The organism is Stenotrophomonas sp. HMWF023 (assembly GCF_003060985.1).
Classification (GTDB): Bacteria; Pseudomonadota; Gammaproteobacteria; order Xanthomonadales; family Xanthomonadaceae; genus Stenotrophomonas; species Stenotrophomonas lactitubi.
Map to the genome: position 1 here is coordinate 1 of NZ_QAIJ01000197.1, position 16,393 is coordinate 16,393.

Annotated in this window: 15 protein-coding genes and 1 pseudogene; 3 read left to right on the top strand and 13 right to left on the bottom strand. The window is 66.9% G+C overall.

The genetic code is table 11. From position 1 onward, the window contains the following. From DBR20_RS10475 to DBR20_RS10525, 11 genes and pseudogenes are all read right to left on the bottom strand, one after another. Window positions 1-396: pseudogene (locus DBR20_RS10475) on the bottom strand (GNAT family N-acetyltransferase); the annotation flags it as partial. A gap of 32 nt (window positions 397-428) precedes the next feature. Next, the gene (locus DBR20_RS10480) at window positions 429-1,829 is read right to left on the bottom strand and encodes an aminotransferase class III-fold pyridoxal phosphate-dependent enzyme (protein ID WP_089239694.1); all 1,401 of its coding nucleotides are present in this window, start codon (window positions 1,827-1,829) and stop codon (window positions 429-431) included. Window positions 1,830-1,877: 48 nt separating this feature from the next. After that, window positions 1,878-2,564, bottom strand: coding sequence for an MtnX-like HAD-IB family phosphatase (locus DBR20_RS10485; protein WP_108266133.1), 687 nt, complete (start codon window positions 2,562-2,564; stop codon window positions 1,878-1,880). Window positions 2,565-2,725: 161 nt separating this feature from the next. Beyond that, entirely contained in the window at window positions 2,726-3,928 is a 1,203-nt protein-coding gene (locus tag DBR20_RS10490) for a DegT/DnrJ/EryC1/StrS family aminotransferase (protein WP_108266134.1), read from the bottom strand. Beyond that, entirely contained in the window at window positions 3,925-4,323 is a 399-nt protein-coding gene (locus tag DBR20_RS10495) for a DMT family transporter (protein ID WP_108266135.1), read from the bottom strand. Before DBR20_RS10495 ends, DBR20_RS10490 begins: the two co-directional genes overlap by 4 nt. Then, window positions 4,320-4,679 (bottom strand): EamA family transporter, encoded by a 360-nt coding sequence (locus DBR20_RS10500; RefSeq protein WP_089239702.1) that lies wholly within the window; start codon window positions 4,677-4,679, stop codon window positions 4,320-4,322. The genes DBR20_RS10495 and DBR20_RS10500 overlap by 4 nt, the downstream gene beginning before the upstream one ends. 1 nt (window position 4,680) lies before the next feature. After that, window positions 4,681-5,517: an alpha/beta fold hydrolase gene (locus DBR20_RS10505; RefSeq protein WP_100551960.1), complete on the bottom strand. Its 837-nt coding sequence runs from the start codon at window positions 5,515-5,517 to the stop codon at window positions 4,681-4,683. A gap of 79 nt (window positions 5,518-5,596) precedes the next feature. Beyond that, window positions 5,597-6,976 (bottom strand): sensor histidine kinase, encoded by a 1,380-nt coding sequence (locus DBR20_RS10510; protein WP_108266136.1) that lies wholly within the window; start codon window positions 6,974-6,976, stop codon window positions 5,597-5,599. Continuing rightward, window positions 6,973-7,644: a response regulator gene (locus tag DBR20_RS10515; RefSeq protein WP_100464099.1), complete on the bottom strand. Its 672-nt coding sequence runs from the start codon at window positions 7,642-7,644 to the stop codon at window positions 6,973-6,975. The genes DBR20_RS10510 and DBR20_RS10515 overlap by 4 nt, the downstream gene beginning before the upstream one ends. Before the next feature lie 131 nt (window positions 7,645-7,775). Then, a complete protein-coding gene (locus DBR20_RS10520) occupies window positions 7,776-8,900 on the bottom strand; it encodes a metallophosphoesterase (RefSeq protein ID WP_108266137.1) in 1,125 nt (374 codons plus the stop codon). A gap of 74 nt (window positions 8,901-8,974) precedes the next feature. Beyond that, a complete protein-coding gene (locus DBR20_RS10525; protein ID WP_108266138.1) occupies window positions 8,975-9,424 on the bottom strand; it encodes a helix-turn-helix domain-containing protein in 450 nt (149 codons plus the stop codon). 76 nt (window positions 9,425-9,500) lie between these two features. On the opposite strand from DBR20_RS10525, the gene DBR20_RS10530 reads away from it, so the two are divergent. Further along, window positions 9,501-10,685, top strand: a complete 1,185-nt coding sequence (locus tag DBR20_RS10530) for an MFS transporter (RefSeq protein WP_108266139.1) — start codon at window positions 9,501-9,503, stop codon at window positions 10,683-10,685. Between the two features lie 40 nt (window positions 10,686-10,725). On the opposite strand, the gene DBR20_RS10535 is transcribed toward DBR20_RS10530, so the two are convergent. Next, a complete protein-coding gene (locus DBR20_RS10535) occupies window positions 10,726-12,141 on the bottom strand; it encodes a GGDEF domain-containing protein (RefSeq protein ID WP_108266140.1) in 1,416 nt (471 codons plus the stop codon). A 287-nt stretch (window positions 12,142-12,428) separates the two neighbouring features. On the opposite strand from DBR20_RS10535, the gene DBR20_RS10540 reads away from it, so the two are divergent. Further along, window positions 12,429-14,675, top strand: a complete 2,247-nt coding sequence (locus tag DBR20_RS10540) for a TonB-dependent siderophore receptor (RefSeq protein WP_108266141.1) — start codon at window positions 12,429-12,431, stop codon at window positions 14,673-14,675. Window positions 14,676-14,849: 174 nt separating this feature from the next. Next, a complete protein-coding gene (locus DBR20_RS10545) occupies window positions 14,850-15,824 on the top strand; it encodes a cation diffusion facilitator family transporter (protein ID WP_108266142.1) in 975 nt (324 codons plus the stop codon). 27 nt (window positions 15,825-15,851) lie between these two features. Here the strand turns inward: DBR20_RS10545 and nfi are convergent. Then, window positions 15,852-16,393 (bottom strand): deoxyribonuclease V (nfi, locus tag DBR20_RS10550; RefSeq protein WP_258223295.1); only part of this gene is annotated, 542 nt, incomplete at its 5' end.

Sequence of the window (16,393 nt, forward strand, 5' to 3'; positions counted from 1 at the left end):
GTGCGCGTTGGCGGCGTCGTCCAGCAAGGGGGAATCGATCGCCAGATCCTTGACCACCAGCAGTCGACTGTCACCGACGCCGTGACGCAGCACGTCGTCGGCCAGTGCAGCCGCCGACACATGTGCCGGCAGCGGTGTGTACTCGGTGCTGGTGGCGCCGATGAACCGCGTCTGCCAGGTCAGCCACGGCCGCCACAGGCGCGACAGCGGCAGCCCCAACAGGCGCGAGCGCAGTGCATCGTCCAGAGTCGTGGTCAGATCCAGCGGCGCACGGAAGCTGGGCAGGCCGCTGGGCAGGCGGCTGGCATCGAACCCCAGGGGCGGGTGGGCCAGGAAGCCCTCCAGCAGCGCGGCCGGTTCCAGCGCGGTGCTGGATACACGCGGAATCATGTCCATGCGGGGCACGGGAACCGGCAGCGCATTGCGGCTCAGCCCTTGGCCTTGGTCAGCAGCTGGTCCAGCAGGGTGATCGCCAGATCGATCTCTTCGTAGGTGATGTTCAACGAAGGCGCGAAGGTGATCACGTTCTTGTACCAGCCACCGACATCGAGCACGAGGCCCATGCGCTTGCCGTCGTGCAGCAGGTCACCGGCCAGGCCGATGTCGACCATGCGGTCCAGCAGCTCACGGTTCGGGGTGAAGCCATCGGCGGCGCAGATTTCCGCACGCAGTGCCAGGCCGAGGCCATCGACATCGCCGATTTCCGGATGGCGCTTCTGCAGGCCGCGCAGGCCGTCGAGGAAGTAGGCGCCCTTTTCCGGCACGGTGCGCTCGTAGTCCATCTCCTTGCCCAGCTTCAGCACTTCCAGGCCCAGGCGCGTACCCAGCGGATTGGAGTTGAAGGTGGAGTGGGTTGAGCCCGGCGGGAACACGGTCGGGTTGATCAGCTCTTCGCGTGCCCACAGGCCCGACAACGGGTTGAGGCCGTTGGTCAGCGCCTTGCCGAACACCAGCACGTCCGGAGTGACATCAAAGTGTTCGATGGCCCACAGCTTGCCGGTGCGCCAGAAGCCCATCTGGATCTCATCGACGACCATCAGGATGCCGTACTTGTCCAGCACGCGCTTGAGGCCCTTGAAGAAGTTGCGCGGCGGAATGACATAGCCGCCGGTGCCCTGGATCGGCTCGACGTAGAACGCGGCGTACTCGGCCTGGCCGACCTTGGGATCCCACACGCCGTTGTACTCGCTTTCGAACAGGCGCTCGAACTGGTGCACGCAGTGGTCGGAGTACTCGTCCGGGGTCATGCCCTTCGGGCGACGGAACGGATACGGGAACGGGATGAACATCGCGCGTTCGCCGAAGTGGCCATAACGACGGCGGTAGCGGTAGCTGGAGGTGATCGACGAGGCGCCGAGGGTGCGGCCGTGGTAGCCGCCTTCAAACGCGAACATCAGGCTCTTGCCGTTGCGCGCGTTGCGGACGATCTTCAGCGAATCCTCGACCGCCTGCGCACCACCGACGTTGAAGTGCACGCGGCCGTCGAGGCCGAACTTCTCGTGCATGTCCACCGCGATGGTCTTGGCCAGCTGCACGCGCGTGGGGTGCAGGTACTGGCTGGCGACCTGCGGCAGGGTGTCGATCTGGTCCTTCAGCGCATTGTTCAGGCGCTGGTTGGCGTAACCGAAGTTACACGCCGAGTACCACATCTGCAGATCGAGGTACGGGGTGCCGGCGGCGTCGAACATGTAGCTGCCTTCGCAGCGCTGGAAGATCTTCGGCGGATCGACGTAGTGCACGGTGTCGCCGAAGGAGCTGTAGCGGGCTTCGTCTGCCAGCAGCTGCGCATCGGTGATGGCGGCATCGGCGTTCTTGTCAAAAATATTCATCGGTTCGGTTCCGGAGAGGGCATTCAAAGGAAGCAACGGGCGGAGCGATCAGGCGGTGGCGAGCAGCCGCGGAAGCGAGGGCTGAAGCAGGCTGCCGTCGAGCAGGCGCGGCAGCAGCGCAGTAGCGTCGTGGAAGGTGTCGATGGCGGCGTGGGGAATGCCGGCGTCGGTGCAATGGGCAATCAGGCGACGCTTGGCGAATACGAAATCGGCGTGTTCGGACACGCAGAAATCCGAGGCGCCATCACCGATCATCAGCACGCGGGGCGCTTCGTCAGCACGCGCCTGCGCCGCGCAGGTGCACTTGCAGGTGCCGCTGCGGCAGCCTTCGGCCTGGTAGGGGGATTCCAGTTGCCAATGACCGTCATACCAGCGCAGGTGGTTGGCCACTATAGGTAGCGGCGGCAGGCCATGTTTGGCGAGGATGCGATGGATCGCGTAGTCCAGCCCGTCGCTGACGATGCGCAGTGGCAGGCCCAACGCGTGTGCGCGATTGACGAAGGCGGCGAAGCCCGGATCGATCCGTACCTGGTCCAGGTGTGCATCGAGGGTGGCCGGATCCAGCTTCAGCAGGCGGACCTGGCCCTGCATGCATTCACGCGAGCCGATCTCACCCGACCGCCACTGATCTTCCAGCTGCTGCCAGCCTGGCTGGCCGAACTTTTCCAACAGTGAATCGATGACGTCCTCGAGGCTGATGGTGCCATCGAAGTCACACAGGATGCTCCATTGCATGGGCAGCTCCGTCGATGAAGAGAGGCCTTGGCACGATGCCGGCGACGGGGCCAATGTAGGCAGGCCGTCTTTCTCGTTCCTTTCCGCCTGAAAGCTCGAACGGAGGCGCTCGGGAAGCGTTCAGCCAGTGACGCGAAGCAGGCCTCGCCTGGCTTCAGCGACTATTGGCGTGCCAGTACCTTCACGATCTCGCGGGTGTCTTCATGGGTCAGCCAGGGGCTGTTGCCCACGGTCAGGGAGCGTGCGGCGAAGTCGCGGGCATTGGGTACATCCGCGTCTGCAACGACGCCTCGCAGATAGGCGTAGTCCGGCAGGGCATGGATGAACATGCGGCTGACACCGAGGCCGTGCTGCCACAGCGCGGACAGCGCTTTATCACGCGCACGTTCGCTCGGCAGCAGCAGCATCAGCATCGGCCAGGTGCCAAGGGTGCCAGGCATTCCGTCCACCACTTCAACGGCAGGCAGCGACTCCAGCTGCACGCGCAGCTGCAGCGCACGCAGGCGGGCCGCCTGCAGGAAGGCGGGCAGGCGCTGTGCTGCGCGTGCACCGACGTTCTGCCGCCAACGGCTGACGCGATGCTGCGGAATGTCCAACGGAAACACATCACCCACCGCAGCTTCCAGGTCGCCGCTGCGCAGGGCACGCCGCAACGGGTTTCCATACACCAGCGACAGCAGGGAAGGGCGGTAGCAGGCTGCCAGGCCCAACAGTTGCAGGCTGCGGGTCAGCTCCCAGCGCAGGCTGAAGGGCGTGTGTCCTGCGGCCTGCCCGATCATTGCCGTACGCAGTTCTTCGTCATGCGTCAGCAGCAGTCCGCCCTCATGCAGGCTCAGGCCCTTGCCGGCGGCCAGGCTGAAGAAACCGATATCGCCGCGCAGGCCGACGCTGTTGCCAGCCACGCGTGCCCCCAGTGCCTGCGCAGCGTCCTCGATCACCCATGCGCCGACGCGGTGCGCGATCGCACATGCGCGATCGACATCGGCGATGCGCCCGCCCAGATGCGTGGGAATGATCGCCAGTGTGCGTGCGTCGGCGGCGGCCTGCAGTGCTGCCGGGTCGAAATCGAAATGGTCGCGGCGGGTATCGCACAGCTGTATGCGCAGGCCGAGGCTGTGCACGGCAATCGGTACCAGCGGACAGGTATACGCCGGCAGGATCACCGTATCGCGTTGCGGCGCGCGCCTGCGCAGGGTGCGCAGGGCGATCAGCAGGGCGTGGGTGCCCGAGCAGGTCAGCTGCAGCGGCGGCGTGCCCAGCTGCTCGGCGAGAATCGCGCACAGGTCACCGCCGCCGGGAAGGAAATCGCCGGCCTGCAGCGGCAGGCCGGCTGTGGGCGGCAACTCGCGCGACAGCAGGCTCACGGGGATGGTTCGGTTGCAGCGTGCGGATCATCTGCTTCGGCACGACCCAGGCAGATGATGCCGCCCACGATCAGCACCGCACCGATCAGGTGATGCAGCGTCAACGGTTCGTGCAGCAGCCACGCCGACAGCAGCAGCACGCTGATCACTTCCAGATGAGAAGCGGCGAATGCAGGGCCGATTGGCGCATGCCGCAGCAGACTCATCCAGGTGAAGAACGCGCCGACGTAACCAAGCATCGCGCCGTACACCCAGGGCTGCGACAGCACGCGCAGCAGCCACGCGGTGTTGGCCTCGACCGGCAGCGCGGCGTCGCCGGCATATTTGAAGCACAGCTGGGCCAGGGTGTCGAAGGCCATCAGCAATGGGAAACCGACCAGGTACAGCCGCCTCATGTTCCGGCTCCGACCACGGCAACACCGGCGCTGACCAGCAGCATGCCGGTCACCCGCAACGGCGTCAGCCGCTCGCGGAACAGGAGGCGGCCGGCAACCATCAACGCGACGATGTTGATCGAGCCGAGCAGTACGCCCTGCGACAACGGGACCAGCGACAGGAACGCGATCCAGGCGACGAATTCAAGCACGTAGCAGGCGATGCCCAGCCACAGCCAGGGACGGCCGAACATGTGTTTCCAGCGCTGCAGGCCTTCGCCGTCCTGCGGGTCGCTGGCGGCAGCCTTGAAGGCCAACTGGCCGCCGGTGTCGAGCACCACGTTGACCAGCCACAGCAGGGTGGCAAGCGATCCCATCTCAGGCGACCGCCTGCAGCACGCCCGCACGTTCGCCGATGTCGCTGAAGAAGCGTGCGCTGCGGCGGATCACCTCGCGCCGTTCGCGATCGATGGTGATCATGTGGTAGCTGTCTTCCAGCACCACCAGCTCGGTCGGTCCGCTGACGCGCGAGATGACCAGTTCGGCATTGCCCATGCTGGCCACGTCGTCCTCGCGGGCGTGCATCACCAGGCACGGTGCCGTGACCTGGTGCAGGTGACGGCGCGTCCAGGTGCTCAGTGCACGCATTTCGGCCAACGCATGCCACGGATTGCCCGGCAGGCCGGCGGCGGCACTGTCACCGGACAGCATGGCGGCGCTTACCTGCGCGCGCAGGCGCTCGTCGCGCAGGCCATACGGCGGCTCTTCCATGAACATGCGGTCGCGGCCGATGCCCAGGCGTTTGAACCACGGCAGCAGGAACGAGAAGCGCGCAACCGCCGGAATATTCCAGCCGTCGTAGCGGAAGGTGGCACCGTACACGCCCACGCCGGAGACCCAGTCCGGCCGGCGCGCGGCCAGTGCCAGCGCCAGCACCGCACCCATCGACAGCCCGCCGACGAACAACTGGTCGACCTTGCCGCGCAGGTTCGCCGCCGCATCTTCCACGCCCTGGTACCACTCTTCCCAGCGGGTCTGCAGCAGGTCCTCGACGCTGCCGCAGTGGCCCGGCAGCTGCACACCGTGCACGCTGAAGCCTGCGTTGTTCAGGCCTTTGCCCAGCATGCGCATCTCGGCCGGCGTGCCGGTCAGGCCATGGATCAGCAGGACACCCTGCGGGCCACCGGGAAGAAAGAACTCATGGGATGCGGACACCAGTCGGCTCCAGCGCGGCAGTCGGGAAGGTCAGCATCGCAAGCGCGATTTTCGGCAACCTTTCAACGGCCCGGCTGGATCAAGGGCCCTTCAGCAACGGTATGGTGATGGAGACCTTCAGGCCGCCACCGGGACGGTTGAGGTAACCCAGGCGCCCGCCCAGATGCTCGACGGCCTCATGGGCGATGGCCAGGCCCAGGCCGGTGCCGCTGGCGGCAGTGCCGGGCGCGCGGAAGAAGCGTTCCCCCAGCCGCGACATCACGTCCTCGGGTACGCCCGGGCCGTTGTCTTCGACGTACAGCTCGACATCGTTGTCGTCCAGGGTCTGCACGCCCACCGTGACGGTCGCATCCACGCCGGCGTAGCGCAGGGCGTTGTCGATCAGATTGTCCAGCGCCTCGTGCAGCAGTGCGCCGTTGCCCAGTATCCGCACCGGCTGCTGCGGACCCAGGTAGCCCAGGTCGATGCCATCGCGGATCGCTTCGGGCACGCGCATGCCCACCCATTGCGGCACCAGTTCGGACAGGTCCAGCGCCTCCACCGTCTCCGGCACGGTCTGGGCACGGCTCAACGCCAGCAGCTGGGTGCTGACGCGGGCGGTCCGCTGGTTGAGCCGGCGGATGTTCTGCAGCGCTTCGCGTACCGTCTCCGGATCGCCGTGGGCCAGTGCCTGGTCCACGTGCAGTGCCATGCCCGCCAGCGGCGAGCGCAACTGGTGGGCGGCATCGGCAATGAAGCGGTTCTGCAGCGTGATCATTTCCGCCTGCCGCGCGAACAGGCCATCGATGGTGCTGATCAGGGGCTGGATTTCCTCGGGCACGTCGGCATCGGAAATCGGTGCCAGCTCGCCGCGGCGCTGGGCCAGGCGCGAGGTCAGCGGCGTCAGGATACGCAGGCCGTGGGTGACGCCGAACCAGACCAGCGCCGCCATTCCCAGGGCCAGCATGGCCATCAGTGGAATGACGATCATCAGGATCTCGCGCGCACGCTGGCGGCGGTCGGCCATGCTTTCGGCCACGGTCACCGCCAGCTGGTCCTGCGGATCGTTCATCGCCTGAGTGCAGACCGTCGACATGCGCACCTGCTGGCCGTTCAATTCACCTTCGTACAGCGCCGGGTGCGTGCCGCTGCAGTCCTGCGACGGTGCGTATGCAGTGAAATCGGCGTTGCCGGCGATGGTGCCCAGGCGGCTGCTGTCGACGTTGAAGTAGCGGTGACCGTCGGGGTCGTACTCGATGAGGAAACGTGCCTGCGGGGACAGATCGCTGCTGACCGGCATGGTGCTGAGCATCTGCGCGAACGATACGGTGTCGTCGGTCAGGTTGCGGTCGTGGATGCGGTTGGAGTAGTCCAGCGCCACGTAGTAGGCCAGCAGCGTGTTGAAGGTCAGCAGGCCCAGCATCGGCAGCGCCAGGAACGCGAGCAGACGCCGTCGCAGGCTGGGCGGTCCGCTGATCACGCGCCGGCGTCTTCCAGCATGTAGCCCAGCCCGCGCACCGTGCGGATGCCCATGCCGCCCGGCTGCAGCTTGCGGCGCAGGCGATGCAGTGCGATGTCCAGGCCATTGTCGGTCAGGTCCTGGCCCCAGTCGCACAGGGCCTCCACCAGCTGCGCACGGGAGACGATGCGCTCGGCACGCACCGCCAGGGCGGACAGCAGGCCGAATTCGCGCGCGGTCAGCTCCAGCGTCTGCTCGTCTATCCACACCCGGTGCCCGGTCAGGTCCAGGCGCAGCCGGCCGATGCGCAGGTCGGGGTTGCCGTTGCTGGTGACCCGGCGCAGCTGCGCGCGCACGCGCGCTTCGAATTCGTCCAGCGCAAAGGGTTTGACCAGGTAGTCGTCGGCCCCCAGGTCGAGCACGCGCACGCGCTCGGCCAGGCCATCGCGTGCGGTGACCACCAGCACGGCCAGGCCATCACCACGCTGGCGCAACCGTTGCAGCACGTCGCGGCCATCCAGCTGGGGCAGGCCAAGATCCAGCACCAGCAGTGCGTACTGGGTGGAGTTCAGTGCGGCATCGGCATGCGCGCCGTTGTCCACGTGGTCGACCACGTGGCCCTGCCGGCGCATCGAGGCGCACAGGCCGGAGGCGATATCGGGGTCGTCTTCTGCGATGAGAACGCGCATGCGCGGGGCTCCTGGGGGCGGATGGGCCGCCCGCTGGACAGGGCGGGCCTCTCGGCTGCCGAGGGTAGCGGCAAACCGGGTGCAGGTGGCGGGCGTGGGGTGCCTGGGCCGGCCCGGCGCTGGCCCTTCGTTCAGTCCTGCAGGCCGGGCTCGCCCTTGGCCAGTGGCACCCGCGAACCGTCCAGCAGGCCGCGACTGAGCTTGCCGTCCTCGATGAACAGCAGTTCGCCGTTCTCCCCGTTCTTGATGCTGCTGTCGATGGCGATCACGCGGTCGTCGTGGAAGCTGCTGACGTGTGGCATGGACGTGTGGCCGACCACGATGCGCTTGAGCTGGAGGCGGTCGAGCACCGCCTGCACGCCCTGGGTGTCCAGGCGTCCGTCGAAGTAGCCGCGGTACCAGATCGGGCTGGTCTTGCCGTCGTACAGCGGTGCAGTGGCAGGGTCTGCCTTCACCTCGGCCTTGGGAATGCCCAGCGAGGCCTGGTAGGCGGCGTTGGTGTGGGCCGGGTCCAATGCCATCTGCACGGCATCGGGCGAGATGCCGCCGTGCAGGAACAGGGTGTCGCCGATCTGCAGCAGCACCGGGCGCGTGCGCAGCCACTGGCCGATCACCGAGTCGGCACCATACAGCTGCGGATAGCTGCGGCCGAGCAGCTGTGCGCTGCGCAGGTACTTCGGGTTGACGTAGCGCAGGTCGTCGTAGAGCACCATGGTCTCGTGGTTGCCGAGCACGAAATGCACCGCACCACCGGCGGCCGCCGCCTGCTGCTGCAGGCCGTACAGCAGCCAGAACGCTTCGGTCACCTGTGGGCCGCGATCGAACACGTCGCCCGCGATCACCAGCGTGTCCGTGCCCAGTGCCCAGCGGTCCTGCGCGTCGATCACCCGGTTGGCGCGCAGCAGGCGGACCAGCAGCTCGTACTGGCCGTGGATGTCGGACACCGCGACGATGCGCGGCACCGCCGGCAGCACGGATACCGACGGCGCATTCGGCGGCAGCACATGTACCGCATGCGGGTAGCCGCAGTGCGCGGCAACGTCCGCGCCCTCGCTGCCGGCGTGCACGGTATGGGTTTCCACCTGGTCCTGGCAGATCCACTGCGCTTTCAGCTGCGCGCCTTCACGGAACACGTAAGGACCATCGCTGTCGACGTGTTCTGCGGGTGCTGCCACGTCGCGGGCCGAGGCCAGTGGTGCGGCCAGCAGCAAGGCCAGCGGCAGCAGGATCGAAACGGTTCGGGCGTAGTTCGGCATCGGCGGTATTCAGCGGCAGGAGACCAGCGATGCTAACTGCCCGGGGACGTCGACGGTGTGCGTGAACGGGCGGATCAGGCCCGGCCGCCTTCTTCCTTGAGCTTGCGTACGCGGGTATCGGCGGCATGCAGCGGCTGGCCATCGCGTCCGTGGGGTTGCATGTAGGGCAGCGGCCGGCGGCTGCTGGATTCGATCAGCTGCGAGTGTGCCTCGCCTGCAGCGAAGCGATGCCGTTCTCCCCATTGGCGCAGGGCGACCAGCAGCGGGAACAGGTCCTGGCCGGCCGCGGTCAGTACATAGTCCTGGTACGCGCTGCCATCAGCGGCAGGCTGCTGCACCAGCAGCCCCGCCTCGACCAGTCGCCGCAGGCGATCGCTGAGGATGTTGCGCGCCGCGCCCAGGCTGCGCTGGAAATCGCCGAAGCGGCTGACGCCATCGAAGGCGTCGCGGATGATCAGCAATGCCCAGCGATCGCCAAGCAGATCGGCGCTGCGGGCCACGGGGCAGGGGCTGTTGGCGTGCATGGGGGAGGTCCTTGATTGTGGTTGCAGTTTAAAACCAGTGACGTTACCGTGCACGTAGTTTCAAATTGCAACCACGATGATGATGCCTTCGCTGTCACGCCCGTTGTTGGGCCTTCTCGCCATTGCTGCCGGTGCCAGCGTGGCCAACGTCTATTTCGCGCAGCCGCTGCTGGAGCGCCTGGCCCACGATTTCGCCCTGGATGCCGCGGTGGCCGGTGCACTGCTGGCTGCCACCCAGGCCGGCAGCGTGCTGGCCCTGCTCGGGTTGCTGCCGCTGGCCGACCGTGGCGACCGTCGCCGACTGCTGCGGGTGCAATTGCTGGCGCTGGTGGTGGCGCTGCTATGGCTGGCCGCCGCCCGCAGCACCGCGTGGTTGCTGTCGGGCATGCTGCTGGCGGGGCTGCTGGGTACGGCGCTGACCCAGGGGCTGATTGCCTACGCCGCCAATCTGGCTGCACCGGAGCAACGTGGGCGGGTGGTTGGCATGGTCCAGGGCGGCGTGTTCATCGGCCTGCTGTCGGCACGCGTGGTGTCCGGGGCGGTCGCCGCCGTGGCGGGATGGCGCGCGGTGTACCTGCTGTCGGCACTGTTGATGGCAGCGCTGGCACTTCTGCTGTGGCGGCGGCTGCCGCACGTGCCGGTGCCTGCAATGCCGCCGGCGTGGCGCGAGCTGCTGCGCTCCATGGTCCAGATGCTGCTGCAGGATCGGGCACTGCGCGAACGTGGGCCCTTGGCACTGCTGTTGTTTGCCGGTCTCAATGTGTTCTGGGCGGCGATGCCACTGCCGTTGTCAGCGCCGCCCCTGAGCTGGTCGACTGCTGGCATCGGCGCGCTGGGCCTGGCTGGCATCATCGGCGCGCTGCTGGCAGCAAGGGTCGGGCACTGGATGGATCGTGGCTTTGCCCACCGGGTGAGCATGGGCGCGCTGCTGCTGATGCTGGTCGCCTGGGCGCCATTGCTGGGCCTGCCGCAGTCGCTGGCGCTGTTGCTGCTGGGCGTGGTGGTGCTGGACCTGGGCGGGCAGGCGTTGCACGTGTCCAACCAGGCACTGCTGCTGCGTGCGCCGGCCGAACAGCATGGGCGCCTGGTGGCGCTGTACATGCTGTTCTATGCGGTGGGCAGCGGTGCGGGCGCTGCCGCAGGCACCTGGATGCAGGCGCGCTACGGGTGGCCGGCGGTATGCGCGCTGGGGGCGGGAATCGCCGTGCTGGGCCTGGCGTGGTGGGCGGCGTGGCGCATTCCGCGAAACCCCGCTCTGTAAAGCCAACGCTGTTCGACGCCACACCGCGCGCGCAGCAGGCTCAACGTTGCAACGCGCGTCGCCCGGGCGCCTCCGGCAACGCTTCGTCGGCCACCACCACGCGGTTGCGGCCCTGTCGCTTGGCGGCGTACATCGCCGCGTCGGCGCGCGCCATCAGCCGCTCGTAATCGGGATGCCCATCGTGTCCGGCCACGCCGATGCTGGCGGTCAGGCCCAACGTCTGTCCATTGGGCAGGGAGATCGGCGATTGTGCGATCTGCCGACGCAGGCTTTCGGCAATCACCTCCGCCTGCGACTCGCTCGCCGCCACCAGCACCACCACGAATTCCTCGCCGCCATAGCGGAACAGGTAGTCGCTGCCTCGGGTCTGCTGGCCGAGCAGGGCAGAAACGTGCTGCAGCGCGCGGTCGCCGGCGTCGTGGCCGTGGCCATCGTTGATCGCCTTGAAATGATCCAGATCCAGCAACAGCAGCGAGAATGGCGTGTGGTTGCGCGTGGACAATTCGATCTCACGGCGCAGCACGGTCGGCAGGAAGCGCCGGTTGAGCAGGTTGGTCAACGCATCGCTGCCCGCATCCAGTTCGCCGATGCGTTCGAACAGCAGGGTCATCAGGTTGCGGATGGTGGCGAGGTCTTCGCGGATCGCCGGCAGGGCGGCCAGACGTCGTGCCGGATCTTCATCCGTGGCGCGCTGCAGACTGCTGTCGATGCGTGCCATCAGCTGGCCGACCTGCTGTGTCTCGCTGCTTTCGCCGAAGCTGGGAATACCCTTGTGGGTGAACCACAGGCTGAACTCCGAGGTCGCCAGACTGGCGTTGTCGGCGCCTGTCGCATGGCCGGCGAGGGTGTACAGCAGGCTGTTTTCCCAATCCAGCAGCAGGGCGCGCTGGCGCTCGCGCTCGGTGCTGACGTTCTGCACCAGCGAGAACAGCCGGTACGCTGCATCGGTGCGCGATGAGCGTTCCCGGGCGTGCGTGTAGGCCAGGGTCATGCCCTCCATGGCGATGTCCATGATCGCGCTGAGGCAATCAATGGCGGCGAAAGCGGTGTCGTTGTCTTGGGCATCGGCGCGCAGGCGCACGAACAGTTCGTGCTTGAGCACGCGTGCACCGCGTGCCACCAAGTCAACCGGAATACCGACCCGTGCATGCACATCGCCGATCACCCGCTGTGCGGCGACCGTAGCGGCAACTCCATCAGCATCGGTGGTCAGCAGCTGGGCCAGCCAACGCTGCATCGCCGGTTGCAGGCGCTGCTTGACCTGTTCATGGGACAGGAAGCGGCGTGCACGGGTGTCCTGCAGCAGCACCTCGTAGAAGCGCTGCGCCAGCATTGGCGGTGCGTCGGCGGCCACGGCATGCAGCAGTGCGGCAGCGGCGGGGCCGGCCTGCAGCAGGCACTGCTGCCAGGCCTGGGCCAGCGGTTGGCTGGCTTCGTCCAGTTGGGGTGTATCCACGTCGATCTCTAGCGGCGCACAACAGACCACGGTATCGGCCGCAGCTGTCGACGGTTGATGGCAGGTAAGCCGTCCAGTTTAAGCGCCATGCAGGCCGAAAAACCCGGGCAGAGCACATGCCGGCAGATGTCGCAATGCGTTGACGCATTTGAGAATCACTCGCATTTGTGGAAAAATGACGTCAGGAACCGACCTGCGGGCATCCCGCAGCGATCGTTCCGCCTCCCCCGTCGCCGCCTCGTGCCCTATGCCAGAGGCTTCCGCTGCCCTGCCAGAAGGTCCAGAACATGCCTGCAAACACTCTTTCACCGCGCCCGCTGGCGCTCGCCGTCGCCGCGCTGCTGGCCGGCGCTGCGGCTACCGCGCATGCGGAAACCGATGCCACCGATATCGATACCGTGCATGTCACCGCGTCGCAGATCGCGCGGCAGGCGCTGGGCACCTCCACCATCACCGCTGAAGACATCGCCAAGCGACCGCCGGTCAACGACATCGCCGAACTGCTGCGTACGATGCCCGGCGTCAATCTGACCGGCAACAGCGCGTCGGGCCAGTACGGCAACAACCGGCAGATCGATCTGCGCGGCATGGGCCCGGAAAATACCCTGATCCTGATCGACGGCAAGCGCGTGGGCGCACGCGACGCGGTGCGCATGGGCCGCAGTGGCGAGCGCAACACGCGCGGCGATACCAACTGGGTGCCGGCGGAAATGATCGAACGCATCGAAGTGCTGCGCGGCCCGGCGGCGGCGCGCTATGGCTCGGGTGCATCCGGTGGCGTGGTCAACATCATCACCAAGCGCCCGACCGGCGACCTGACCGGCGCGGTTGATCTGTACGGCCTGGTACCCGAACACAGTGCCGAGGGTAGCAGCGAGCGCGTCGGCCTGCAGCTGAGCGGGCCGATGACCGACACGCTGTCGTTCCGGCTGTACGGCAACCTCAACAAGACCGATGCCGATTCGCTGGATCTCAACCGCAACTTCGCCACCGGCGCCAATGCGGTACCGCCGGCAGGCCGCGAGGGCGTCAAGAACCGCGATGTCAACGCGCTGCTGCGTTGGGACGTGACCGCCAACCAGGTGGTCGAATTCGAGGCCGGCACCAGCCGCCAGGGCAACATCTATGCCGGCGACCGTGCGGTCAGCAACACCGGCACCTCCACCGGCGTCGATCTCGGTGCGCTGGCCGAGCAGCAGGCCGAGACCAACCGCATGTACCGCACCACCGGCGCGATCACCCATCGCGGACGCTGGGGCGATGTCAGCTCGCGGCTGACCGCAGCGGTGGAAGGGGTCAACAATTCGCGCATCAACGAAGGCCTGGCCGGTGGCCCGGAAGGCAGCTTCAATGGCGCTGACTGGTCGACCTCGCGCCTGCGCAACTACCAGCTGGACGGCGAAGTCAGCTTCCCGACCACCCTCGGCGGCGCCGAGAACGTGTGGACGCTCGGTTTCGAATACCTCGACAGCCGGCTGACCGATCCGTATTCCATGAGCCAGTCCAGCAGCAGCGGTGGTGGCATTCCTGGCCTTTCGGCCGACCGCGCACGCGGCAAGTCCGATGCACAGACCACCGCCGTCTACGTGGAAGACAACATCTACCTGGGCGAGCGCTGGATCGTGACCCCGGGCCTGCGTTTCGACCATCACAGCCAGTTCGGCAACAACACCAGCCCGAGCCTCAACGCGCAGTTCCGGCTCAACAGTGATTGGGTGGTGAAGGGCGGCATCGCGCGCGCGTTCAAGGCGCCGAACCTGTACCAGTCCAACCCGGACTATCTGTATTACACCCGTGGCAATGGCTGCCCGAACGCATTGCCGAGCCTGGGTGCCGGTTGCTACATGCAGGGCAATGCGGATCTCAAGGCAGAGACCAGTTTGAACAAGGAACTGGGCGTGGAGTGGGCACCGCAGAGCGGCTGGCAGGCCTCGTTGACCTACTTCCACAACGACTACAAGGACAAGATCCAGGCCGGTTACACCCAGATCGGCCTGACGGCCGACAGCAAGGGCCGCATCTTCCGCTGGGAGAACGCACCGAAGGCCATCGTGCAGGGGCTTGAGGGCAACCTGGTGATTCCGCTGCTGGGCGAGCAGGGCGACCGCCTGAAGTGGAGCAACAACTTCACCTACATGGTGGAGAACGAAAACAAGAGCACCGGCCAGCCGCTGTCGGTGATTCCCAAGTACACCGTCAACACCATGCTGGACTGGCAGGCCACCGAGCAGCTCTCGCTGCTGCTGACCGGCACCTTCTACGGCAAGCAGGAACCGGCTACGGCCAACATCAACAACGATCCGCGCTGCACGGCCAACTGCGATGCGTCCACGGTGCTGCAGACCCGCGGCGCGTACAACGTCTGGGGTGTGAGCGCGCGCTACAAGGTGACCGATACGGTCAGCGTGGGCTTCGGCGTCAACAACCTGGCCGACAAGCGCCTGTTCCGCGAGGCCAACAGCAGCGATGCCGGTGCGGCGACGTACAACGAACCAGGCCGCGCTTACTGGGCCAGCCTGCGTTTCGGGTTCTGATGCGATGCGCTCGCCAGGCATGGCCTGGCGCTACCGGAGGCGGGCATGTCACACCGGTAGCGCCGGGCCATGCCCGGCGGCATCGGCCGTGCACGCCTGCAATGTTATAAACACCGTGATAGTTTCCCAACGCCCGCCGGCGTAGCCTGCCTCCATCGCAAAGGAGCTGTTGCCATGGGTCACGACCACGATCACCTGCCATCCGAGATCCGCCACGAGAAGCCCTTGTGGTGGGCGCTCGGCCTGACCTCCACCTTCCTTGTGGTGGAGGTGGTCGGTGCGTTCTGGACCAACAGCCTGGCGCTGCTGTCCGATGCCGCGCACATGGCCACCGACACCCTGGCGCTGATGATCGCGCTGGTGGCCGTGCGGCTGAGCCGGCGTCCGCCGGATGCACGCCGCACCTATGGTTATGCGCGCCTTGAAGCACTGGGCGCGATGATCAATGGCGCCATGCTGTTCGTGGTCGCCGGCTACATCCTGTGGGAAGCCATCGGTCGCTTCCGCCAGCCGCAGGAGATCGCCTCCACCGGCATGCTGGTGATTGCCGCGGCCGGGTTGGTGATCAACATGATTTCCATGCGCCTGCTGCAGGCCGGCAGCGGCGAGAGCCTCAACGTGAAGGGGGCCTACCTCGAAGTGTGGGCCGACATGCTCGGCTCGGTGGCGGTGATTGCCGGTGCGCTGCTGATCCAATGGACCGGCTGGAAGCCGATCGACCCGATCCTGGCCGTGCTGATCGGTCTGTGGGTGCTGCCACGTACGTATGTGCTGATGCGCGAAGCCATCAACGTATTGCTGGAAGGTGTGCCCAAGGGCATGGACGTGGCCAAGGTGCGCGACCGCCTGTCCGACCATGACGCGGTGCTGGACGTGCATGACCTGCACGTATGGGCGCTGGCGTCCAGCACGCCGGCACTGACCGCACACATCGTGATGCGCGAAGGCGACGATGCCGATCGCCTTCGTCGCGAACTAGGTGATCGCCTGCACGATGATTTCGGCATCGAGCACGTGACCCTGCAGATCGAGGCCGACCACTGCGGTGAAGCCTGTGGCCAGCCGTCAGCAGCGAAGGATGACGATCACGCCGGGCACGATCATGCAGCGATCGATACGCAGGGCCATCGCGGTCACGTGCATCGCTGAGGCGGGTGTGTCGGGCGGTGGCCGGCGCTACTGCTGTTCGTCGCGTCGCGAGGCCAGCCGATCCGCCAACCGGGTCGGCTCCGGCAGGCGATAGCCGCGCAGCGTGCGCTGCACCCAGGCCAGCGCGGTATCGGCACTGACCCGATGCCCGCCGGCGACGAACAGCGGCTTGCAGCGCAGCTTGCTGCGCAGCACCCAGCCGAGCTGCTCGCTGCCATCCATCAGCGGCGTATGCGCGCCTGCCTCGGCGCCCGGCTCGATGAAGCGGCCGACCAGCTTCGACTTGGCCACGCCGATGCTCGGCAGGTCGGTCACCACGCCCAGGTGTGCGGCAATGCCCAAGCGGCGCGGATGGCTGATGCCGTGGCCATCGACGAACACCAGATCCGGCGTTCGCGGCAGCAGCGCCAATGCCGCCAGCAGCGCCGGCAGTTCGCGGAAGCTGAGCAGGCCCGGGATGTAGGGCATGACGGTGGGGATGCGGGCGATCTCCTGCGCCACCGGCTGCAGGGTCTCCGCGTCGAGCAGTACCGCCGCCGCGCGGGTGATCGCACCGTCTTCCTCGAAGC

Bases quoted from the DNA above. Each gene is read 5' to 3' on its own strand.
- DBR20_RS10480 (WP_089239694.1), bottom strand. From the start codon at position 1,829: ATGAATATTTTTGACAAGAACGCCGATGCCGCCATCACCGATGCGCAG.
- DBR20_RS10485 (WP_108266133.1), bottom strand. From the start codon at position 2,564: ATGCAATGGAGCATCCTGTGTGACTTCGATGGCACCATCAGCCTCGAG.
- DBR20_RS10495 (WP_108266135.1), bottom strand. From the start codon at position 4,323: ATGAGGCGGCTGTACCTGGTCGGTTTCCCATTGCTGATGGCCTTCGAC.
- DBR20_RS10500 (WP_089239702.1), bottom strand. From the start codon at position 4,679: ATGGGATCGCTTGCCACCCTGCTGTGGCTGGTCAACGTGGTGCTCGAC.
- DBR20_RS10515 (WP_100464099.1), bottom strand. From the start codon at position 7,644: ATGCGCGTTCTCATCGCAGAAGACGACCCCGATATCGCCTCCGGCCTG.
- DBR20_RS10520 (WP_108266137.1), bottom strand. From the start codon at position 8,900: ATGCCGAACTACGCCCGAACCGTTTCGATCCTGCTGCCGCTGGCCTTG.
- DBR20_RS10525 (WP_108266138.1), bottom strand. From the start codon at position 9,424: ATGCACGCCAACAGCCCCTGCCCCGTGGCCCGCAGCGCCGATCTGCTT.
- DBR20_RS10530 (WP_108266139.1), top strand. From the start codon at position 9,501: ATGATGATGCCTTCGCTGTCACGCCCGTTGTTGGGCCTTCTCGCCATT.
- DBR20_RS10540 (WP_108266141.1), top strand. From the start codon at position 12,429: ATGCCTGCAAACACTCTTTCACCGCGCCCGCTGGCGCTCGCCGTCGCC.
- DBR20_RS10545 (WP_108266142.1), top strand. From the start codon at position 14,850: ATGGGTCACGACCACGATCACCTGCCATCCGAGATCCGCCACGAGAAG.